23 protein-coding genes and 1 tRNA gene are annotated in these 21,942 nt (G+C 42.4%); 17 read left to right on the top strand and 7 right to left on the bottom strand.

Annotation, left to right across the window (positions count from 1 at the left end; translation table 11 throughout):
* Positions 1 to 100 precede the first annotated feature (100 nt).
* The 4 genes from EJA10_RS15525 to dapF all read left to right on the top strand — a co-directional run bounded on the left by EJA10_RS15525 (position 101) and on the right by dapF (position 4,778).
* Positions 101 to 1,489 (top strand): S8 family peptidase, encoded by a 1,389-nt coding sequence (locus EJA10_RS15525; RefSeq protein ID WP_125480926.1) that lies wholly within the window; start codon positions 101 to 103, stop codon positions 1,487 to 1,489.
* A gap of 123 nt (positions 1,490 to 1,612) precedes the next feature.
* On the top strand, positions 1,613 to 2,392 hold the full coding sequence (locus tag EJA10_RS15520) for a hypothetical protein (RefSeq protein WP_125480925.1): 780 nt from the start codon (positions 1,613 to 1,615) through the stop codon (positions 2,390 to 2,392).
* 89 nt (positions 2,393 to 2,481) lie between these two features.
* Positions 2,482 to 2,847 carry a four-helix bundle copper-binding protein gene (locus EJA10_RS15515; RefSeq protein ID WP_211340586.1) on the top strand — a complete coding sequence of 122 codons (366 nt, stop codon included), beginning with the start codon at positions 2,482 to 2,484 and terminating at the stop codon, positions 2,845 to 2,847.
* A gap of 950 nt (positions 2,848 to 3,797) precedes the next feature.
* On the top strand, positions 3,798 to 4,778 hold the full coding sequence (gene dapF / locus EJA10_RS15510) for a diaminopimelate epimerase (protein ID WP_125480923.1): 981 nt from the start codon (positions 3,798 to 3,800) through the stop codon (positions 4,776 to 4,778).
* 41 nt (positions 4,779 to 4,819) lie between these two features.
* Here the strand turns inward: dapF and EJA10_RS15505 are convergent, their stop codons facing one another.
* Complete coding sequence (locus EJA10_RS15505; protein ID WP_125480922.1) at positions 4,820 to 6,649, bottom strand: DNA ligase D; 1,830 nt, start codon at positions 6,647 to 6,649, stop codon at positions 4,820 to 4,822.
* Positions 6,650 to 6,786: 137 nt separating this feature from the next.
* Here EJA10_RS15505 and ku point away from each other — a divergent pair, with 137 nt between their 5' ends.
* Together ku and EJA10_RS15495 are read left to right on the top strand one after the other, a co-directional pair.
* Positions 6,787 to 7,641 (top strand): non-homologous end joining protein Ku, encoded by an 855-nt coding sequence (ku, locus tag EJA10_RS15500; RefSeq protein WP_125480921.1) that lies wholly within the window; start codon positions 6,787 to 6,789, stop codon positions 7,639 to 7,641.
* Positions 7,642 to 7,758: 117 nt separating this feature from the next.
* Positions 7,759 to 8,649 (top strand): NAD-dependent epimerase/dehydratase family protein, encoded by an 891-nt coding sequence (locus EJA10_RS15495; RefSeq protein WP_125480920.1) that lies wholly within the window; start codon positions 7,759 to 7,761, stop codon positions 8,647 to 8,649.
* Between the two features lie 36 nt (positions 8,650 to 8,685).
* On the opposite strand, the gene EJA10_RS15490 is transcribed toward EJA10_RS15495, so the two are convergent.
* Complete coding sequence (locus EJA10_RS15490; RefSeq protein ID WP_125480919.1) at positions 8,686 to 9,738, bottom strand: sulfite oxidase; 1,053 nt, start codon at positions 9,736 to 9,738, stop codon at positions 8,686 to 8,688.
* A gap of 147 nt (positions 9,739 to 9,885) precedes the next feature.
* Between EJA10_RS15490 and EJA10_RS15485 the strand changes: the two genes are divergently transcribed.
* From EJA10_RS15485 to EJA10_RS15475, 3 genes are all read left to right on the top strand, one after another.
* Positions 9,886 to 10,413, top strand: coding sequence for a hypothetical protein (locus EJA10_RS15485; protein WP_125480918.1), 528 nt, complete (start codon positions 9,886 to 9,888; stop codon positions 10,411 to 10,413).
* 46 nt (positions 10,414 to 10,459) lie between these two features.
* Positions 10,460 to 10,948: a metallophosphoesterase family protein gene (locus tag EJA10_RS15480; RefSeq protein WP_125480917.1), complete on the top strand. Its 489-nt coding sequence runs from the start codon at positions 10,460 to 10,462 to the stop codon at positions 10,946 to 10,948.
* Positions 10,949 to 11,135: 187 nt separating this feature from the next.
* Positions 11,136 to 11,531: a cytosolic protein gene (locus EJA10_RS15475; protein ID WP_125480916.1), complete on the top strand. Its 396-nt coding sequence runs from the start codon at positions 11,136 to 11,138 to the stop codon at positions 11,529 to 11,531.
* A 27-nt stretch (positions 11,532 to 11,558) separates the two neighbouring features.
* On the opposite strand, the gene EJA10_RS15470 is transcribed toward EJA10_RS15475, so the two are convergent.
* Together EJA10_RS15470 and EJA10_RS15465 are read right to left on the bottom strand one after the other, a co-directional pair.
* The gene (locus tag EJA10_RS15470; RefSeq protein ID WP_125480915.1) at positions 11,559 to 11,870 is read right to left on the bottom strand and encodes a DUF6509 family protein; all 312 of its coding nucleotides are present in this window, start codon (positions 11,868 to 11,870) and stop codon (positions 11,559 to 11,561) included.
* A gap of 110 nt (positions 11,871 to 11,980) precedes the next feature.
* A complete protein-coding gene (locus EJA10_RS15465; protein ID WP_125480914.1) occupies positions 11,981 to 12,601 on the bottom strand; it encodes a LysE family transporter in 621 nt (206 codons plus the stop codon).
* A gap of 361 nt (positions 12,602 to 12,962) precedes the next feature.
* Here EJA10_RS15465 and EJA10_RS15460 point away from each other — a divergent pair, with 361 nt between their 5' ends.
* A complete protein-coding gene (locus EJA10_RS15460; protein WP_125480913.1) occupies positions 12,963 to 13,169 on the top strand; it encodes a cold-shock protein in 207 nt (68 codons plus the stop codon).
* A 73-nt stretch (positions 13,170 to 13,242) separates the two neighbouring features.
* Here EJA10_RS15460 and EJA10_RS23950 read toward each other — a convergent pair whose 3' ends face one another.
* Both EJA10_RS23950 and EJA10_RS15455 read right to left on the bottom strand, forming a co-directional pair.
* On the bottom strand, positions 13,243 to 13,377 hold the full coding sequence (locus tag EJA10_RS23950; protein ID WP_281274523.1) for a hypothetical protein: 135 nt from the start codon (positions 13,375 to 13,377) through the stop codon (positions 13,243 to 13,245).
* A gap of 250 nt (positions 13,378 to 13,627) precedes the next feature.
* A tRNA-Leu gene (locus EJA10_RS15455) sits at positions 13,628 to 13,711 on the bottom strand.
* 174 nt (positions 13,712 to 13,885) lie between these two features.
* On the opposite strand from EJA10_RS15455, the gene EJA10_RS15450 reads away from it, so the two are divergent.
* The 7 genes from EJA10_RS15450 to EJA10_RS15425 all read left to right on the top strand — a co-directional run bounded on the left by EJA10_RS15450 (position 13,886) and on the right by EJA10_RS15425 (position 20,555).
* Complete coding sequence (locus tag EJA10_RS15450; protein WP_125480912.1) at positions 13,886 to 14,518, top strand: LysE family transporter; 633 nt, start codon at positions 13,886 to 13,888, stop codon at positions 14,516 to 14,518.
* A 196-nt stretch (positions 14,519 to 14,714) separates the two neighbouring features.
* A complete protein-coding gene (locus EJA10_RS15445; RefSeq protein ID WP_125480911.1) occupies positions 14,715 to 15,467 on the top strand; it encodes a DeoR/GlpR family DNA-binding transcription regulator in 753 nt (250 codons plus the stop codon).
* Positions 15,464 to 16,375: a 1-phosphofructokinase gene (gene pfkB / locus EJA10_RS15440; RefSeq protein ID WP_125480910.1), complete on the top strand. Its 912-nt coding sequence runs from the start codon at positions 15,464 to 15,466 to the stop codon at positions 16,373 to 16,375. Before EJA10_RS15445 ends, pfkB begins: the two co-directional genes overlap by 4 nt.
* 15 nt (positions 16,376 to 16,390) lie before the next feature.
* Complete coding sequence (locus tag EJA10_RS15435; protein ID WP_125480909.1) at positions 16,391 to 18,247, top strand: PTS fructose transporter subunit IIABC; 1,857 nt, start codon at positions 16,391 to 16,393, stop codon at positions 18,245 to 18,247.
* 247 nt (positions 18,248 to 18,494) lie between these two features.
* Complete coding sequence (locus tag EJA10_RS15430; RefSeq protein WP_125480908.1) at positions 18,495 to 19,292, top strand: DUF2935 domain-containing protein; 798 nt, start codon at positions 18,495 to 18,497, stop codon at positions 19,290 to 19,292.
* Positions 19,293 to 19,450: 158 nt separating this feature from the next.
* Entirely contained in the window at positions 19,451 to 19,543 is a 93-nt protein-coding gene (locus tag EJA10_RS24085) for a putative holin-like toxin (protein ID WP_425462100.1), read from the top strand.
* Positions 19,544 to 19,784: 241 nt separating this feature from the next.
* Complete coding sequence (locus EJA10_RS15425; RefSeq protein WP_211340582.1) at positions 19,785 to 20,555, top strand: alpha/beta fold hydrolase; 771 nt, start codon at positions 19,785 to 19,787, stop codon at positions 20,553 to 20,555.
* An 80-nt stretch (positions 20,556 to 20,635) separates the two neighbouring features.
* Here EJA10_RS15425 and bcbE read toward each other — a convergent pair whose 3' ends face one another.
* The gene (bcbE, locus tag EJA10_RS15420) at positions 20,636 to 21,910 is read right to left on the bottom strand and encodes a bacillibactin exporter BcbE (protein WP_125480906.1); all 1,275 of its coding nucleotides are present in this window, start codon (positions 21,908 to 21,910) and stop codon (positions 20,636 to 20,638) included.
* Positions 21,911 to 21,942 lie beyond the last annotated feature (32 nt).

Below are 21,942 nucleotides of genomic sequence, written 5' to 3'. Positions count from 1 at the left end.
TTGTTTTAGTAAATATACTAAGCTTTTCGTGTCGAAGTCATTATATTGCGAAAGTTTAGAATTTAAATATAATGAAAATTAAGAAAAAAGGAGGGGTATTATGTCGACGAGAAAGAAATTATATGCAGGAACACTTGCAGTCCTATTAGGGGCAGCGACAATTTTCAATGCTGGAATCGGCAAAGGGGAAGCAGAGGTCAATACTGAAAATACATATTTGGTAATTTTTAAGGACCAGGACAAACTTCCTGCTGGCTATGCTGAAGCAATCAAAAAAGCTGGCGGCCAGGTTGAAGACCAATTGAACAAGCTTGGTGCTGTCGAGGTTACTTCAAAGAACGCTAACTTCCTGAACGAAGTGAAAAAATCTTCACTAGTATTAGAAGCAGGTGTTCAGAGCACAGTTTATCCGGAGAAAACCATTGATACAGAGCCTGTGGCAGTTGATGACCTGGGTGAAGGAGCAGATATTTATAATAATATGATGTGGGATATCAAGCAGGTGACAAATGACGGCGAATCCTGGAAGCTTCCTGGAGGGACAGGTTTAACAGCTGACGGAGATGATATCGTAGTCGGCGTCATCGACACAGGAATTGACTACAACCACCCGGATTTAAAGGATAACTATGTTGGCGGGAAATCATTTGTTCCTGGCTACGGGGACCCAATCGATCAGAATAGCCACGGAACGCATGTTGCTGGTTCCATTGCTGCAAAAGGCAGAGCGCTTGGGGTAGGACCAGACCTGAAGGTTGCATCATACCGAGTATTCGGCCCGACTGGCGGCGCGGCAACTTCACATATTGCTGAAGCTCTTATGACTGCTGCAGATGACAATGTGGATGTAGTAAACATGTCTCTTGGAGGCTATGATTGGTTCCAGGATCCTGCATATGCTACGAAGGACATTGTCGCAGATGTACAGTTGTTCAACCGTGCTATCCAGTACGCAATCAAGAAGGGTGTAACGGTTGTTGGATCAGCAGGTAACAATGCAGTGGACCTTAGCAGCCCGGGCAAATTGTCTGGTGATGATAAAGGAGCAACCCACAGAAGCCCAAGCAGCCAAACGTTGATCCGTGTTTCTGCTGGCGGCGCGTTGAAGAATCTTGCTTTCTACTCCAACTATGGCGTTGGTAAAATTGATGTAATGGCTCCTGGCGGCGACCTTGGACCGAACTATGATCCTGCTACAGGTGCAGGAAGAGACAACAATTACCTTGCATGGAGCACAGTTCCTTTATTGGATGCCAACAAACAAGTTATCGGACACGGTTATGGCGGCAAGGGAGGCACTTCCATGGCAGCTCCTAAAGTTGCAGGACTTGCTGGTGTTGTCATCGCTAAGCACGGAAAGGACAAATTGACGCCTGCACAGGTTAAAGCAATCGTCCTGAACTCTTCAGAAGACGTGTTCAAAGCAGGTTATGATGCTGAGTCTGGACATGGACTGATCAACGCAGTTAATGCTTTAAATCTGAAATAAGATATCAAATTGAACCGGACAAGATACTTCTTGTCCGGTTTTTTCTGTGAAATTAGAATGAATGGGAGAAATGATTAATAGACTTAGAATGACGAAGTAGATTTCAACAAGGAGATAATAGATATGAGTATTCGGCAATTCTACCAGCAAGCTGCCTCGGTCAACTTAAATGGTTCTATTGTTTCAGCAGGGATTTTGTGCATCATTTTAACAGCGGGTCTGCTGTTTTCCTGGAATTTTCCCCTGTTTCCAGTTGCCATTCCCTATGTGCTTGTTTCCCTGCTTCATTATAATAACTACCTTCTAAATAGGAATAAGTGGGCAATGGCAAGCGATTCATTTCATCGATTTGGGGACAAGAATTTTCTTGAGATTAATCAGATGCTGATCGCATTTGCACCTGCACCAGCAATCAGGATGATATTTTTCAGCCCGGATGGCATGCTTGCAGGCGAATTGAGAGAGTTAAAAACTAGCTTTTGGCGATGGGTTCTGCCTTATTTTATCGATAAAAGAGTAAAGAAAAGCTTTGGGATATACGATAGCCATGGTCACTTGCGAGCCACGCTCATCCAGGAGCAGCATGGGGTAAGAATGCTCAATGAACAAAATGAAATCGCAGGCTTCTATTATTCAAAAAGGGCTGAGAGTGGTGTTGGCATTGCGGTTTTAAGCGGCGGACGGAAAATGAGAGTGACAGAATGGATGGGTGATATAAGGCTGGAAAATGAAGATAGTGCAACAGCATCCAGGCTTCGAAGAGGCTGGATGCCTCTGGAGTGGACGAGTCATTTCAAAGACGCGCAAACATCGGTACTATCATTCGAATATACCACCTGTGAAGCGGAACGGATCGCTATGTTCACCGCTCTTACACATCGATTTATGTACCGGGACCATTAGTTGAAAATTGTTCCATCTTTGCTTGTTTTGTTTATCTCCTTTTTAAATAGGCTAACAATTAAGTAGAATACCAAAGGAGGTAAAAAATGATGAATCAACAATATCAGGATTGTATCCAGGCTTGCATTGATTGTATTGAAGCGTGTAATGTATGCTTTGATTCGTGTCTAAAAGAAGAGAACGTAAAAATGATGGCTGAGTGCATCAGGCTGGACAGGGAATGTGCTGAAATCTGCGGCATGGCTGTTACCGCGATGCAAACGAACAGTCCCTTTGTAAAACAAATCTGCGGCCTGTGCGCAGATATCTGTGATGCCTGCGGCGACGAATGCAAGAAGCATGACCACGACCATTGCCAAAGATGTGCAGAAGCATGTTTCAAATGTGCTGAAGAATGCAGGAAGATGGCATCGCAGTTAAAATGTTTAGAAATGGATTACTCAAAAGGTCGATAAATTCGAGGTTCAACTGGTTTGGGTAATAATTTTTGTACAAGAACCTCTCTTCTTTGTTTGTTTGGTTGTGGTGACTTAAGTTACCCGCGGAAAGCGAAGTGCCTGGAACCGATATCAACGGCTTCATTTTACAAGCTATCCTAAAAATAAAGAAGGTGCCCAAAAGTTCCTTTTGGGACACCCTCTTCTTTTAGGTTTATAATTGTTTGTCGTTCATTTGACCGGCGAGTTCTTAAGAAACCCTACATTTTTCTAATTTGTTCAATGTATTTTTTATATCTGTTTTCTGTATAGATCCAAGTACTTACTCCAAAAAGAACACCGAATAGTAATGATGTAAATATATACTCAGTCATATTTTTGAATTCTTTATAGAAGAAAAAATCCAGCCCGATCTTGCCCAATAAAAAACCAGCAGCACCTAATAAAACCCCGTAAAAAAGGATATATCTCCACTTGCCAATTTTTCTGGTCTCCCCCCACTTATCCAATAACTTTTTGTCGCTAAATATAGCACTCACTCCTTTATATTATTGGCTTTGTTAAACTTGACTGTTGATTACGTTCCACGCGCAGTCCGGGAGCCTCCTCGGCGCTTAAAGCGCCTGCGGGGTCTCCCGATGACTTGCTAATCCCGCAGGACATTGAGTAAGCTTCCTCGAACCTGCCCACGCACCATGGAATTGCTTTAGCATTTTCGGAGGAGTCTTCGCGCCTTCCACTACAATCAACAGCTGCTAAAAAACAACATTTTGCTATAACAGAGCCTTATTATTTAAAGTGCTGCTTTGGTAAAGATTTTTTAGTTGAACGAATATTAAAATAATTATACTATAAAAAGTAAATGTTTTCCTATTTGTTTTCCTGCCTTTATTCGTTTTAATAATATTGAACATTCTCTTGATTTATGGCATCTTGTATTATAACGATGGATTTTTGGGGGCTGACGTATGTTAATTGATTTGATTAAGTGCCATGGATCGAATAACGATTTCTTATTAATAGATGAAACGGACAGGAACTATAAGTTGGATGATTTCAAAAGGCGGGACTTGGCCCTGGCGCTTTGTGACCGTGAGAATTCCCTGGGAGCTGATGGTATATTGTTCATCCGGCCCAGCAAGGTTGCGGATGCTCAGTACAGGATCTTCAATTCAGATGGAACTGAGGCATCCATGTGCGGAAACGGCCTCCGCTGTGCAGGACGTTATGTGTGTGAAAAGCTTGGCAAGGAAGAGGCAGTCATCGAAACAATGAAAGCCAACTTAAAGGTAAAAAAACATGAAGCCATCTTTGAAGACATACCAACCTATCAAGTGGAGATTTCACCGGTGACCTTTAACCTGAAGGATTTACCGCTCAACCTTGAAATGGAGACATTGATTCAGGAGAAAATCCCACAGCTGTCTGAGGAATTGACGTTTACAGCTCTTGCCGTGCCTAACCCACATTTAACGGCGATTGTCAGCAAAGAACAACTGGAATCAAATCTGCAGACGGAATTAAGCGAAAAAGTGAATCAACCCAATGATCTGTTCCCAGATGGTGTGAATGTGAGCTTTATCAGGCTCCTTGAAAAAGGAAGTATATTCGTTAAGACATATGAGCGGGGCGTTGGTTACACGAATGCTTGTGGTACAGCCATGTCAGCGTCCACACTTGTCACTTGCCTGATTGGAGAGAATGACTTGGATCAGCCAATCAATGTCTACAATAACGGCGGAATGGTACAGTGTGCTGTTCACAAAACAGATGAAACGTATACAATTGATTTGATCGGAAATGCGACCTACGTGTATGGGGCGCAGATAGAGGTAGAATTCACAAAAGAAGGCATTGCAGCTGACATTCTAGATCAGGATGAATATAACGAGGATGCAGAATACAGCAGACTCCGGGATCATGCAAAAGGTTATCTTAGCCAATTTTGAACAATCAAACGAAAAAATCCTGAGGGCACCCTTCAGGATTTTTATTTTTTTGCTTTTAAAACCTGCAGAACCGGTTCGAAGTTTTGTACTTCTTTTACCTTGAAATATTCACGAAAAGGGCACCCCAGTTTCTTCACACGTTGAATAATTGTGCCCAGTTGGAATTCTTCAATATTCAAATCCTCATTTACTTCCTCCCAGAACAAGGGTGTAGCAACTCCTGCGTGGGATTTGCCTCTGGCAGAGTAGGGACAGACAATTGTTTTGCCCTCAGCATGCTGAATATAGTCCACATACAATCTGTTGCCTCGATGTTTCTTAAGTCGTTCGATCGTGAAAGAATCAGGATCTTTCGATACGAGATAGTTGGCAATAAAGGAAGTGAACAATCTCGTGTCCTCATAGCTAAAAGTATTGGCTGGCAATGGTATGTAGATTTGGAGCCCTTTGTTGCCAGAAGTCTTTATGAAGCTGATCAGCTTCAACTCATCCAACACTTCCTTAATATAGACAGCAGCCTTTATCGCCAGGTGAAAATACTCCCTGAATGGAGGATCCAAATCAAAAACGATCTCATCGGGTCCGCTGGTTCCGATTGTCTGGAACGGAATATGGAATTCAATGGCAATTTGATTCCCGAGCCACAGCAGGGTTTTCATATTGTCGCAGACAATGTATTCAATGCCCTCTGATTTGGAAGTTGCCACGAAGTCCGGAGCGTAATCCGGGACATTTTTTTGATAAAAAGCTTCACCGAACATGCCATGTGGATACCGAATCACAGTCAATAGCCGGTTATTCAAAAATGGAAGCATTAAGGGTGAAACTTCCCGCAAGTAATGGATATAATCCATTTTCTGAATGGGCGGCTTTTCCCATAACGGTTTATCGGGATGAGTAATTTCAATTCCAGGAGGCAGGTTTTTTTGCTGAAAAACAAACTTCTCATATGAACAATCATCAGGCGACAAATCGAAACGAAATTGATGGAAATGCGGCTCCCTAAGCTGTTCTTCATAGATTTCAAGGTATTTCACATCCAGGCAGATACCAGGCTCTACATAGATGAATTGTTGATCTTCAGAGCTATTATTCTGTTTGATAATTTGATGAAGGGCATTTTTTTCATCAGGCTTAAAACCGAAGATCACAAGACCGATTTGGTGGATTTCTCCTTCTCGATAAACGGAAATATAGAAATACCCATTTGATTTCTCATATGCGGTGACAAAACAGGAAACATACTTCCAATTCTTCGATTTAATCCATGTTTCCGCACGTTTTCCTTCTTCCCATTTGCTGTTAAGCTGCTTAGCTACGATCCCCTCGCCATCATGGAGGACAATCATCTCCCATAAGGCATCCAGGTTTGTTTCACTTGGAACCAACTGTATAACCTCGGGCTTTTGATTGTCCGGGGTGAGGGGGAGTCCAAGGTCGGAAAACAAGGAGTGCAGCCTGTTTCGTCGTTTCTGGTAGGTTTCCGACGCTGTGCTTTTTCCTTTCAGTTCCAATAAATCAAATACCAAGAGTCTGCAGGGATTTTTTTTTGCTTCAGCCTGGATTCTCTCCTGCGATCGCATTCTTCCTCTTACCTGAATAGCGCCGAAATTGGATTTATAGGAATTCTCGAGATAAACGAGCTCAGCATCAAGGATGAAGGGCAGGTACGGTTCAAATATGTCTCTATTCGCGTTCAGGAATTCACTTATTTCAGGAAAGATCGGCAGCAGCGGCTTCCCGTTCCTGCTAATCAGTTCAATTTCTTTGTCCCATTTCAGGAGTGCGCGAAAACCGTCAAACTTAATTTCATACCGCCATTCTTCCCCTTTCGGTATATCGAATGCCAGGGTAGGGAGCATAGGTTTCAAGATGTTTCCCATCCTTTCACAAGTCGTAGTTTTATTGTTCCTGATTAGCGGTAAACTAGTCGGCTGGGAAATGTTTTTACGAATGATAAGACGAAACTAAAGCAAATTAGTAATAAAACGACAAGGTGGAGAAATGTATGCATACAATCTGGAAAGGAAGCATCAGTTTTGGTCTGGTCAATATCCCAATCAAGCTGCATGCGGCGACAGAAGACAAGGATGTTAAGCTGAGGACGCTCCATAAAGAGTGCCACTCGCCTATCAAGTATGAGAAAACCTGTCCGGTCTGCGACAAAGAAGTCAAAAATGAAGACATTGTAAAGGCGTATGAATATACAAAGGGAAAATTCGTGGTTTTGGATGACGAAGATCTTGAAGCACTGAGAAAGGAAAACGAAGATAAAGCAGTGGAAATCATCGATTTCGTAAAGATGACTGAAATCGACCCGATCTTCTATCAGCGAAGCTATTTTATGTCACCTAATGAAAGCGGGGGAAAAGCATACTCACTCCTTCGAAAGGCGTTAGAAGAATCGCAGAAGGTCGGAATCGCGAAAATCATGATCCGTGCGAAAGAACAGCTGGCTGTAATCCGTGTTTATGATAATACTCTTGTGATGGAAACGATCCATTTTCCTGATGAAGTCAGGAAAACAGTGGACGTTCCAAATGTTCCATCAGAGGATAAAGTGACCGAAAAAGAACTGGAAACTGCGATCATGCTGATCGAACAGCTGACAACCGAATTTGACCCTGAAAAGTATAAGGATGAATATCGGACAGCGTTACTGGAACTCATTGAAGCGAAGCGAACTGGAAAAGAACTCGTTACTCCAACAGAAAAAGAACCTGTATCCAATGTTACGGATCTTATGGCTGCTTTGCAGGCTTCAATCGACCGAACGAAACCTGAAAAAAAGAAAGAGCAGCCTGCCGCCAAGAAGAAGAAAGCTGCAGCAAAACCAAAAGCAAAAGAGAAGAAACAAGCATAATAGCCTCAAATCCGGCCAATGCATATTGGCCGTTTTTTTTGCATTCTCCCGCTTGTACAAGAAAAGGAATTTCACTCCTTAAAGAAGAATTAGTAGAACAGACAAGGGGGAATATCCATGAAACAAGTGCTTGTATTGGGGGGTACTCAATACTTCGGAAAAAAACTGGCCGAAAAATTAATTGATTCTGGTGATCAAGTCACGATTGCAACGAGAGGAACAAAGGAAGACATGTTTGGAGAGAAAGTAGAAAGACTAGTGATCGATCGCGAAAAAAAAGAAACGATGGTTGAAGCGTTCAATGATCGCCAATGGGACATAGTATATGACCAGTCTTGTTTTTCACCGGCCGAAGCGAAGGATACCGCAGAAGCGTTAAAAGGAAAGGTGAACCGTTATATTTTTACCTCTACACAAGCCGTGTATGAATTCGGCACGTTGCATAAGGAAACAAATTTCGATGCTAATACATACGAAATAGCCTATAAAACTCGCAGGCAATATCCGGGTTATGAAGGCTATCAAGAGGCCAAACGCTCATCTGAAGCAGTCTTGCATCAATTAGGGTATTTCGATGTCGTCTCAGTCCGATTTCCAATAGTTGTTTCTGAAGATGATTATACAGAAAGGCTGAAGTATTATGTTGATAAAATAGTAAATGGAGAACCTATCGTGATAAGTGATCCTGATTTTCGCTACAGCTTCGTCCATGCTGAAGAAGCAGCCGGGTTTTTGCTTGCAATCGGGAAATCAGACTTTACCGGACCCATCAATCCAGGCTCCAGAGGAGATATTAGCTTGCGTGAACTGACTGACAAAATCGCAGAATTGACAGGCAAGGGAGCAATCATAAAATCAAATGTAGACACTGGTGGTTTGTCACCATATGCACTTCCTGGCTCATGGTCGATCGATACGACACTGGCAGAATCACTTGGGTATAGGTTTGCATCGCTGAACCAATTACTTGAAGACTTGATCCAATTTTATATAAAGGAACGAAAATAAAGGAAGAACCAGGTGCTGTATTCCACCTGGTTTTCATTATTCCACTTTCACTGTAATTTTCATAACGCCATTATATCCATAGCCTTTTTTATTCCAGATGGCCTCATCAGGCTGTATGTTTCCTGCACTGTCGGTTGCTCTTACAGTAATATGGTATTCCTTGCCTGAAGCGAGTTCCGCTGTATAATTCCATAAGACCGTCTGATACATTCTGCTGTCTTCTAAAAGGGTGCAGATTTCCCAGTTGTCGCCTTGGTCAAAGCTAATCTCTACCTTTGAAATCGTCCCTGTTCCAGTCCACGCGATTCCCGTTATTTCATGGATTCCCTTTAGCAGTATTTGTTTATCAACTGGCTGCTGGATCGTTGAGTTTACACGATTCTCTGTAACCGCCTCGCAAGTTTCATCAGGATAATAATATACATAATCATCAGTTTGAAATGGCCCGGTAAATGTATCTTCAATCACGACAATATCTGTAAGCCACTTAACGGAAGCCATGCCATACCAGCCCGGAACAACAAGACGGAACGGGTAACCATGCTTATGGGAGAGTGGTTTTCCATTGAATTCATAGGCTACGATAACATTTGGATCCAAAGCTTTGGTGAGTGGTAAACTTCTTTTAAAATGAACATTGCTTCCCTTTTTTAATCCAGAATCCCTCCCCTTGAAAATGACTTCCTTTGCCTGGGTTTTTACCCTGCTATATTGAAGCAGGTCCTTCAAGCGGACTCCTCTCCAAGTTCCCTCGCTCATCGCTCCGTGTTCCCATTGCTCGCCAAAAACCTTCTCCTTGAAAAATGCCCTTTTGTTCCCCGAGCATTCAATGAATGTTCTTATTGTTGCTGACGGAAACATCTGAAGATCAAGGTATGAGAACTTTAAGGTATTTTCAACTGAGCCGGATAGTGTAAGAGAAAAAGCTTCAAGTGTTAAAATAGGATAAGGAAAATGATTCCTTCGATAAAACAGGGAATTCGTGACGGGCTTATTAAATGGGATAAAGTGAATCGGTGTTTCCTGATTTTCTGGCTGCAAGCTTCTGGTTATTAAGTATGGACGTGCTTTTCCTGGTTCCAAATTCATCTTCGTTCCCCCCTACAACGTTAATGTATTTATGGGACAATAGGGGAAGAACAGCAATATTCCGGAAATTCCAGAAGGTATTTGGGACCAATTGTCAAATTATATAAAAACAAGACAAGATCAAAATCACAGGGGGTCAGGCAGCCAATGAACAAGAAAAGAAACTGGAAATGGATGATCCTACCCGCAACTCTGTTTTTAATGGCTTTTGGAGTATATGCAGGCTATTCCTTGTGGGAGTCCGGAAACGGCGGAAATATCAGGAGCTTGACAGCATCAGAAGGTGGACGTGCTGAGACGGTTGCGGTTTTTCAGGAGAATACGGATAAGGGGAATTATAAAAATGTTGGCGATTTCATCTCCAAGTTCCATACAAAATATAATGACACGCTTGGATGGGGCGGGATTGATTCGGTGGAGTGGGAAGAACAGCGAGAAATTGCCAGTGAGATAAGGTCCGTGTTAGCTGCTGTTGAAACAGATAATGTCGAACTTCAATCAGATTTTGAGGTAATCTCTAATTATTTAACTAGCGTTGAGAATGGACGTAAAGACAAAAAGGCATTGTTAATGCTGCATCGATATTTTCATGATCTCGATGTGGAATTCAACGGCTATAGGGGTACCAAAGATTATTTCAATGTGACCAAATATAAATATTCAGAGAATGATTAATGAGAACCAAGCAGGGTAACATATCAAAAAGGGGGGTGTCATCAGAATGAAAGTAGTCGTCATCTCTGACACTCATATGCCCAAAAAGGGTAAGGACCTTCCTGTGAAACTGCTAAATGAACTCCAGACCTGCGACTGCATTGTCCATGCTGGTGACTGGCAGACATTAGAGGTTTATCACGAACTTAAACAGTACGCTGAGGTGATTGGTGTTACTGGGAATGTGGACAGTCCCGAGCTGAAAAGCGTGCTGAAATCGAAAGAGATTTTTATGGCAGGCAGTTTTAAAATCGGCGTAGTCCATGGGCACGGAAGCGGGAAAACCACCGAAAAAAGAGCAGTCGACGCATTTACCGGGGAAAACGTCGATTGTATAATCTTTGGCCATTCCCATATACCGGTTAATAAGGCCGGAGAAGGATTCCTCCTTTTTAATCCAGGCTCCCCAACTGATAAAAGAAGACAAAAGGAATACTCATATGGTATTCTGACGATTGGAGAAAACATAGCTGCTGAGCATGTTTTTTTTGCTTAGAATGTTTTTGGGGTTGATGTCCTCTGGAGGTCTTTTTCGATTATTTTTCCTAAGACATTTTAAAGGGAAAGCAAAGCCTGAAATGTCCATTTGAGCGGTAAATAGAAATTTTGAGAAGACCCGAAGGCCTAAAGGTCCAGTTAGATGGATTTGTTGCTTTAGCTACTAAATTTAGGGGTGTGTACAAATGAAATCATTTGATGTGAAGTTTCATGCTGAAGATCAAGTAGAAACCATGACCGTTCAAAAGTTGAGCAGTGAAGATTATGACTTTGCAACAGGAGGCGGTACCCGCCATCTTTTTGATCTGGATACCAACATTGGATTTTTTGTATTTTTCGATGCTGAGGGCCAGGATGGCAAGGAATCATATCTTGTCCTTCAATACGAGAATGGAAGTGAGGAGCCTTCCAATTGCTATGGCTTCGAGCTGAAGGATTTCTATGAGTTTTCCGCATTGTATTTAAATGATCTTGAATTCACAGAAGAAATGAATGAAGAAGAGGGAGAATATGGCCCGGTCCAACACTTGGCACATCTTCTATATCATATCGTCGAAGAAGGAAAGTCGGTTGAAGTGTAAACTAAAAAAGAGCATTCCTGCTCTTTTTTAGTTTAGTTCATCTCCGTTATTTTCATCTTCGGGTAAATGGTTGAGACAATACTCTTTTACAGCCTCTTCTTCATCTTCCTCAAGCTCAAAATCCAATACTTTTTCTGTTTCCTGTTCAATGAAGTAATTTTGAAGGATTCTGCTTTCGCTCCCATCCACAAGGAAAATCACCTTCAGCAGAAGTCCTTTTTCCGTATATAATTCGTCTTCTTCATCTACTTCAATCGTTAAGAAATATTCATATCTGCTTCCAGATAACAGGTTAAATGGGTCCTCGAGAAGCTCGACGGTATGTCCTGTAATATCCATTCTATTCTCATCCTTTAAGTTTTGTCCTTTTTATTATATATCTTATTTGACCATAACAATCAAGGAATTAGCAGAACGTAAGACATTGCCATTTTAAAGAATCGATGGGCTTATAAGAAAAGTTTCAGAGCCTGGTAGCCAAAAAAAAGCGCAAAGCCGATCAAGGATACTCCAGATAGGATTGAAATGCAGGCCAGGAGTCTGGTTGTAAGAAGCTTGCGGAAACTGCTGGAAATGGCTGCCATCACGATATCCCATAAGATCAAGCCAAGAATGATTCCGAAACTGTATAGGACCAGCTCTCCTGTACCATAGGTAGAAGCGGTTTTTGCCAGTACAGAACCATAGATCCCCAGCCAAAATAAAATGGTAAGCGGGTTGGAAATCGACATTAAAAATCCGGAAGCAAACGATTTGAAGCTGGAATCACCACCACGACTTTCCATGACGATTTTTCCGGAACTGACAATCGTCTCAATACCGGTATACATTAGGACAAAGAAACCGAAAAGCCAGAGAAAAGACTGCATAAATGGGGTTTCGAGGAATTTTACGACCCCGAGATAGACAGTGAGCATATACACAATATCCGCTGTCAATGCCCCCAGGCCGAGCAGCCATGCTTGAAAAAAACCGCTTTTGATCCCCTTGTCCATCTGGGCGGCATTAACTGGACCAATTGGGGCTGCAAGTGATAAACCGAGGAATATGTAACCTAAAAAGACATTCAATGTATGAAACCTCCATTAACATAGCCAGATTTGCTTGTACTATTTCTATTCAGCTTAATGGAGATGTACAACCTGAACTTTGCAAGGAAGGAAGAATTTCTTGTCAACATTAATAAAAAACGGTGGATATGAATATAATAGTAACTGTTGTTTTGCATCAATCCAGAGTCAATTTTGGTAAAAAGAAGAAAGTGTGGTAAAATGAAAATGATATCAACTTTCGAATCATTCATTTATTATAAAAAGTTTTAATTTGCCGCTTTTTATAATAAATGAATTTTTTTATCAATCGAACGATGATTTGGCTTTTTTTGTCAAAAAACGAAAACAGCCAGGATTAAAACGATAGGAGCGTGAGGAAATGGCATTTGGAAGAAAACCGCCTGAAGAAATCGTAACAGCAGAAACGAAAATATGGGTATGTACTTCTGATGATTGCAATTGCTGGGTTCGCGACAATTTCAAGAGCAGCAATGTCCCCGCTTGCCCGATCTGTCAAAGTGACATGGAACAGACGACAAAGGTTCTGGAAGTAGTGAACAACCATAGCCAGAATTTAATTGGTTAGAATATCTTCTGTGGAAACAGCCAGGAATCAATCCCTGGCTGTTTCTTTTTTTGCAAAGGCAGGCACCATTTCTTTAGGCAATAGTGGCCGTATTGCTTCGCGTTTTTTTGTGTTTCTTCCTCGCAGCTCCTGTTAACGCATTTGTTCCGACAGCCAGTGCGCCTGATGAACGTTTTAGGAAACCGCGTCTGGAAATCTCAGTTGTCATTTTATACCTCCAATATGAATGATCTTAACCATACCTGTATTGGTATATAAAAAATTTTTACTACAGTGGGTATTGTCCATCAAGAGCTATAAATGAAGAAAATGCACTGAATCTCCATAGTTCACAAGTTGGTCACAAGCTGAGAGGACAATAGAGGAATTGCCTGTGAGAGGAGAGGAGTATTTTACAAAGAGGTTAAGATGATATGGAAAACAAAAAAGGTACCTTTTGTAAAGGTACCTTTTCCGTATGCGGATGAGAGGACTTGAACCTCCACGGTGTTGCCACCACTAGAACCTGAATCTAGCGCGTCTGCCGATTCCGCCACACCCGCGGATTAATATATTTTCCATCTTTTAGAATAGAATACTATGAGCGGAAAAATTATTATAAAAGAATTATAGCATAAAAGTGGTAGATTGCAATTCAAATTTTTGGGACAAGAAGTATTAAGCTGAAATTTCTTTACATACAATTTATAAAGTTATGTGTGTTGGGGGACGAAAAGTTGAGTATCAGTTTACTGGCAAGCTATATTTTTCTTGGTTTAACCCTGGCCGCCCCAATTGGTCCGGTCAATTCAGCGAGATTGGATAAGGGAATAAAGAATGGTTTTTGGCACGCATGGATTGTTGGAACTGGATCGATGATCGCTGATGCAATCTTTATGCTTCTCATTTATTTGGGGCTTGTTAATTTTTTGGACATCCCCGTCATTCAGATATTTCTCTGGCTGTTTGGGGGTTTCGTACTAATTTATTCCGGGATTGAATGTATGATTAAAGCGGATGATATCAAACTAGCTTTCAGCCGAGGGAAAGAGTCGTTGTTAAAGTGCTTCTTTACCGGCTTTTTGATGTCAATAAGCAGTCCTTTATCGATTCTTTTCTGGCTTGGAATCTATGGTTCAGTTCTTGCGAAAACGGCCACTCAATACGGGAGCGCTGATTTGCTCATATACAGCAGCATGATTTTCCTGGGACTCGGATTATGGGATATTTTTGTTGCGGCAATCACGACAGGTTTCAGACGATTTTTGAATTACAGCAGCCTAAGAGCAATTTCAATCTTATCTGGTCTATCGTTGCTTGCTTTTGGTCTTTATTTTGGATACCAGGGAATTAAAGCTTTGCTTATATAGGATCATTCATTAAAGCCTCCTTGATGGAGGCTTAATTTTTTTTAAAGATATTTTGCATAAATAATCCAAATCAATCATAAGTGTTCAAATAAATTTCAAATTCAATCATAATGTGATTGTTTTTGAAAGAAAATGATTGATTTCTGAAATCGATTACATTAATATTAGAGTACGAAGCGAATAGGAGGTATGGCTCATGTTAACACCTGAGCGCCACCAGCTCATACTACAACTAATAAAAGAGAAACCAATCGTTAAAATACAGGAACTTGTTGATTTGACAGAAGCATCAGAATCGACGATCCGCCGGGATTTGACCTTGCTTGAAGAGGGGAAATTCCTTAAGAGAGTACATGGGGGAGCGGCAAGATTGAGAGGTAAGCTTCAGGAACCAAGCATGGTTGAGAAATCTTCCAAAAACCTTCATGAGAAAAGGCGAATCGCTCAATATGCAGCAAACCTTGTGGAAGAAGGAGACAGTATCTATCTGGATGCAGGGTCAACCATCCAGGAAATGATCACATTCCTTCCTACAAAAGACATTGTAGTGGTAACGAACGGATTAATGCATCTCCCGGCTCTTCTTGAAAGGAATATTGAGACATACGTAATTGGCGGATATGCAAAACCAAAGACGAATGCCATTATTGGCAGGGGAGCACTGGGCAGTCTTGAACAATATCGTTTTGATAAATGCTTCCTTGGAGTCAATGGAATTCATCCACAGTCTGGCTATACGACTCCGGACCAGGAAGAAGCAATGATCAAGCAGAAGGCAATGTCTTTGGCACGGGAGGCATATGTACTTGCCGATGATACGAAGTTTTCCGAAATCACTTTCGCTAAAATTGCTGACTTGCATGAAGCGGCGATTATCACAAACGAGCTAGAAGAAGAGAGCAAAGGGCAATATACCAGCAAAACATCAATAAAGGTTGTGACATCATGATCTACACTTTAACACTGAATCCTTCAGTAGACTATATCGTTGAAGCGGATGAAATCGAATTAGGTAAATTAAATAGAAGCAAGAAGGAAACAAAACTTCCAGGCGGAAAAGGCATCAATGTCTCAAGAGTCCTTCGTTCGATGGGAACAGAAAGCAAGGCTATCGGCTTTTTAGGAGGATTTACTGGAAATTACGTCGAGGAATTTTTAAACAAAGAAGGTATTTTCACTGGGTTTGTGAAAATCGATGGCGATACACGAATCAATGTCAAGCTGAAGGCAGGATCCGAAACAGAAATCAACGCGAGCGGACCAGCAGTCTCGAACCTGGCTCTCGGATTATTGAAGGAGCAAATCAAACAGTTAGGCACCGGGGACTTCCTCGTGATTGCCGGGAGTATCCCATCAAGCATGCCTGAAAGCATCTATGAAGAAATTGTTCAAATTTGCAAAAAATCCGGAGCAGAAGTAATTGTCGATGCGGAAGGAAATCTGTTAAAATCCATTATCCATTATAAGCCTTTCTTGATTAAACCGAACCACCATGAGCTTGGCCAGCTTTTCGATAAAGAGATTACAAGTGTTGAAGAGGCTGTCACCTATGGAAAAAAGCTAGTTGAAGCCGGTGCCAAGAACGTGATCGTATCCATGGCTGAAAAAGGTGCGGTATATATTAATGAAACAGATGCTTTTATAGCAACTGTGCCTTCTGGGAAAGTGAAAAGCTCAGTCGGAGCAGGGGATTCAATGGTTGCTGGCTTCCTGGCACAGTATATCAAATCGAAAGATCGCCAGGATGCATTCCGTTATAGTGTAGCATCGGGAAGCGCAACTGCGTTTTCGATTGGTCTATGCACACCGGAAAAAGTAGAACAGCTGCTTCCAGAAGTGAACATACAAAAAAGGTAGTCAGGGGGAGAAGAAATGAGAATAACAGAATTGCTGACAAAGAAGACCATTCAACTGTCATTGAAGGCTGATTCAAAACTTAATGCAGTTGAGGAGCTTGTAGAGGTTTTGGACCAGGCGGGGAAAATTACTGACGCGAACATTTTCAAACAAGCCATCCTAAAGCGTGAAGAACAAAGTACAACCGGTGTTGGAGATGGAATTGCGATTCCTCATGCGAAAACCTCTGTTGTGAAGGAAGCTGCGATTGTATTTGGCCGTTCCCGGACAGGGATCGATTATAATTCTTTGGATGGCCAGCCTGCACATCTGTTTTTCATGATTGCTGCACCAGAAGGCGCAAACAATACTCATCTTGAAGCTTTGGCACGTCTCTCTACTATTCTGATGAAAGCAGATGCCCGTGAAAAACTTATGGATGCCGAGACTGCAGATGACGTAATTGAAATCATTAACAGCTATGATCAGGATGAAACAGAGGAAAATGAAGAACGTACGAACAAAAAATTCATCGTAGCCGTTACGGCATGTCCTACCGGTATTGCCCATACGTATATGGCTGCAGATTCGCTTAAAGCAAAAGCCGCTGAACTTGGAGTAGATATCAAGGTTGAAACGAATGGATCAGGCGGGGCTAAGAATGTGCTTACACAGCAAGACATCGAAAATGCAGAAGCAGTCATCATTGCGGCTGATACGAAGGTGGATATGGACAGATTCGCCGGGAAACCATTAATTGAAGTACCTGTTGCAGACGGGATCCGCAAACCGAAGGACTTGATTGAAAAGGCAGTGAAACGGGATGCGCCTTTATATAAAGCCACAGGCCAGGCAAATGCAGCCAAGAAAGAAAGTCGTGGCGGTGTATATAAGCACCTGATGAACGGCGTATCCAATATGCTGCCATTCGTAGTGGGCGGCGGAATCTTGATCGCAATTTCATTTATGTTCGGGTACAATGCCTTTAATCCGGATGACCCTTCTTATCACCCAATTGCTAAAGCCCTGATGGATATCGGCGGAGGCGGTGGTGCCTTCGGTCTGCTCGTTCCGATTCTTGCAGGTTTCATCGCCCTCAGTATCGCCGACAGACCAGGTTTCGCTCCAGGTATGGTCGGAGGGTTGCTGGCTGCTGCTGGCGGCGGCGGTTTCCTTGGCGGTTTGGTCGCAGGCTTCCTGGCGGGTTATCTTGTTTTAGGTCTTAAGAAACTATTCTCTGGCCTTCCCGCTTCACTGGAAGGAATTAAAACAATCCTGCTGTATCCGCTGTTTGGTATTGCTTTAACCGGCTTTATTATGCTGTTCGTTGTCAACAAACCAGTTGGCGCCCTCAACCAGGCAATCACAGACTGGCTGTCAGGGTTGGGAACAGGCAATGCCGTTTTGCTCGGCCTTGTATTAGGTTTAATGATGGCATTTGACATGGGTGGCCCGGTGAACAAGGCTGCATATGTTTTTGGAACAGGTTTGCTTGCTAATGGAGTTTACGAACCAATGGCTGCCATCATGGCTGCTGGTATGGTGCCTCCACTGGGGATCGCTCTTGCGACCACTTTCTTTAAAAACAAATTCTCAAAAGAAGACCAGGATGCTGGCAAAGCCAATTATATAATGGGTCTTTCTTTTATCACTGAAGGTGCGATTCCATTTGCTGCAGCTGATCCGCTCCGTGTCATTCCATCGGTAATGGCAGGATCTGCAGTTGCAGGTGCTTTATCCATGATGTTCGGTATCGGTTTAAGAGCTCCGCACGGCGGATTGTTCGTTGTTCCGCTTGTAGACGGAGGCTGGCTGCTGTATCTGGCAGCAATTCTGATCGGAGCTGTCGTTACAGCAATCCTGCTTGGAATACTGAAGAAACCGGTAAAATAATAGGAAATGCCTGCAGCGTAGTGTGCTGCAGGCATTTTTTATACCAAAAAAATCATCGGACGCCGTAATGGATGTGCCCTGTTAGGTAACTCAGATAATAGATGCCTTTTTATGTTGCTTTTAGCCTTTAGTCGATCTTATGGTCCAGATCGCAGCAAAGTTTATGAAAAGAGCCTGTCCAAACAAGAATAATTCTCTGTTTCTCTCGATAAGATTCATTGATGGGAGATGTTTAGGAGGAATGTGGATGAAGGATTTCAGGGAAGCAGCTTTGTATGAGCATCGTTTCTGGCTCCAGGTTCTGGGCGATCATGGCAGATTCCTGCATGAGTCGCTTGCACCTGTTGAGCAGGAGGAGATTGAAACGGCAAAATATTTTATCAATACCTTTGACCGATTGCTTGAAAGAGTGGAGACGACGGATTTGATCCATTTAAGCATGAGGGCAGATGAAGAGGCAAAGAAAATCAGGGAGTTCAAGCTGGACTTGATCGCAAAAATGCTGACTGGCAATGTGAAGATCCATTTGGGTCCTACTTTTGTCAATCATATGGTCAATGAGGTTGAAGAATATATCAGGGTTTTGGAGTATTTGAAGAGAGGAGAAGTTCCTCCTGTATTCCATGAGCTGCATCATCATACCGTATGGCTTCTCGATGCGGCCGGCCATGCTGGAGCCATCCAGGACAATATGGATCAAGTAGAGAAACGGCTGAAGGCAAAAAGCGAAAAATACATGAAGAGTTTCGAAGACTTTTACTTAAAAGCTGTCGAGATGACAGGCTACCTGAGAACAAATTTGACATCTTTCCCGGCATTGCAGCGAATGAACGCGGAAGTTTCGTTAGAAATCCAGTTGTTCATGAAGTTTCTTGATGAATTAAAGGAGCTGGAATTGACAGAGCAGGCATTAGGCAGTTTCGCTCCGCTGATGGCTGACCATATGTTCAGGGAAGAATGCTATTATTTATCAAAGGTTGCAGAAGCGGCACAATTAAGTGCTCCTGATTGCGATCCGGGAAAACCAAGGCTGGAAGAAAATTAATAAGGAAAGATACTAGATGATATGGAAGTAACATCTAGTATCTTAGCCCTAATTTTTATAAAAACAGAACAGATGTTCTTGTTTAGGACAAGGATGTGGTATACTGAAAAGGCAATAGTCTGATCTCAAGGGTGGTCGGCTAGCCCCGCTGGAAGGGGGTGAGGCCTTTGACGGTGTTCGAGACTTTCATGGCAATGTTCTCTTTTGCTAGTCTAATCATCGCCATATTAACTTTTAGCCAAAAAAAATAGACCTCCCTTGACCGTAAAAAGAGGGAGAGGTCCAGCTATTCATTGGCCGATCCTCCATGGGAACGGCTATTGCGAGGACTGTCGGTGGGCCAACACCGGCGGTCTTTATGCTGTCATTAACAATACAAGAATATCATAACAGAGCTGCAATGTCACGGTTATAAGGTCCTTATGCATGAAATGTTTTGCCGATTGGCAATACTAATCAGGCTGAATAAAAAGCGTAAGGAGTGGTATGCGGATGCCGATATGCCAATTGCCTCGAGGTAGCCTATTTTACGAAGAAGCAGGACAGGGCCATCCGATCATCTTTCTCCATCCACCTGGGATGGGCAGGAAGGTTTTTCGGTACCAGCATCCCTTAAGTGAAAAATACCATCTTGTGATGCCAGACTTGGGTGGTCATGGTGATTCAACAGCTGTTCCTGAATCAGTCACCATTCAAAGATATGCTGAAGAAGTATTGCAACTGATCGATTCCCTCAGTTTAGAAAAAGTCACATTGTGCGGCTATTCATCTGGGGGGAGCATCGCACAGGAATTTGCACTGTCCTATCCCGACCGGACAGCATCAGTAATCCTCTGCGGAGGCTTTGCGAAGGTGGAGTCGCCCGCCCTTGAATATGAACATATGCTGGGAATGTACTTTGTCAAGAGTTCTCCTAAAACGCTGGCAAAGGTGATCGCAACAGCGCATACTTTTGATAAAAACTTCAGGAATGAACTGATTGAACATATGCTAAAAACTGACCGGAGGACCTGGCTGCATTTTTATCATGAATCATTGAACTATACCTGTCTGGACAGGCTGAAGAATCTCTCTGCTCCAATGCTCCTTGTATACGGTGCCCGTGATTTTATCAACCAGCATTTACGAGCATATGAGCGGGAGTTGGATGATTTTCAGGCCGTGATCATCCAAAAGGTATCCCATCAAGTTCCCGTGAAAAAATGGCAGGAGTTTAATCAGGAGATTACGGCATTTATTGAATCAAAAGTGATCAGCAACTAAAAAACTGACTGAAAAGCAGAGTTGGCTATTCGATTAGCGAAGAATGAAAAAACGCATTGTACCGTTACAATGCGTTTTTGTCATCCGCCTTTTTTGTCTGGCTTGATTGCCATGAAAGTTGCCAGTGCGGCTGCTAAACTTAATCCTGTAAGCAGGATGAACATCCATTTATTCATCGTCTTCATCATCAAAGCTATTACTGGTGGCCCGGCAGCTACTCCAATAAATCTCATGGAACTATAAATGGAGGTGATTGTCCCTCGTTCTTCCTTTTCAATGCTTTCCGTAATCAGGGCATCCAACGGGGGAAGACTGGCTCCAATGCCAATTCCGGCAACCATGAACATCGATATGATGAACCATAGGTCTTTTGAAAAGCTTAGCAGTGCAACCGCTATCCCCAGCAGGAGTAAACTGCTGAATGTGATCCATTTCATGAGAACCATGTTTTGTTTGATCTTTTTGCCCGTAATGAAAGAGGCTAAGCACAGTGCGCCTAGTGGCAGTGCCAGAACCAGCCCTTTTTGCAGATCCTTGATGCCATATTTATTTTCAAGGATATCGGACAGATAAAATAATACTCCAAACAAGACAAACATCACGATGGCCCCAATAAAAAAGATGGCATAAAGCCAACGGCCATTCTCAGTGAATATCAACTTTATTTTCTTGATGAAATCTTTGAATGGCAGAGGTTTTACTTGCTTTTTCGGGCTTTTGACCAGAAAGGCCATCATTATGATGGATATGGCACAAAAAAACGGGATAGAAAAAAACGGAAGGAACCAGATAAATCCTGCTAAAAAGGATCCGAGTACCGGACTCAAAACCTTTCCCAGAGTGTTGGACGTCTCGATTTCACCAAGTGCACCACTGACTTCATCATCATTTTTAAACATATCGCCAACTAAAGGAAGTACAATCGGAAATGCTCCGGCTGCTCCAACTCCTTGCAAAGCCCTTCCGATGAGCACAACCCAATATCCGTCCTTCATTTGCCATGCCGCCCATCCAGAGACAATGCCGCCGATCCCCGTAATGATCAAGCTGGGAATGATGACTTTTTTCCTGCCTATATGATCCGATAAGTATCCGGCAAGAGGTATGAGAAAAATCGCCACGATTGAGTAAACTGTAATAATCAAGCTTGATTGGAAGGCAGAAATACCCATTTTCTTTTCCATGACTGGTAAAACAGGAATCAGCATCGAATTTCCAAGTGTCATCACGAGAGGAATAGATGCAATGGATACAATTGCCCACTTTTGGTTGTTTGCCTGATTCTTTTTTGAATCTTTCTCTTTTTTACTCGAGATTTCACCTGATTTTGGAAACAAGTTCTCAATATAATTCATATTCGAAACCTGCCTTTTTTCAAACTATTTTT

It is taken from the genome of Mesobacillus subterraneus (assembly GCF_003937825.1).
In the GTDB taxonomy this organism is placed as follows: Bacteria; Bacillota; Bacilli; order Bacillales; family Cytobacillaceae; genus Mesobacillus; species Mesobacillus subterraneus.
The sequence above is the reverse complement of the archived record's forward strand: the minus strand, read 5'-3'. Positions and strand labels throughout refer to the sequence as shown.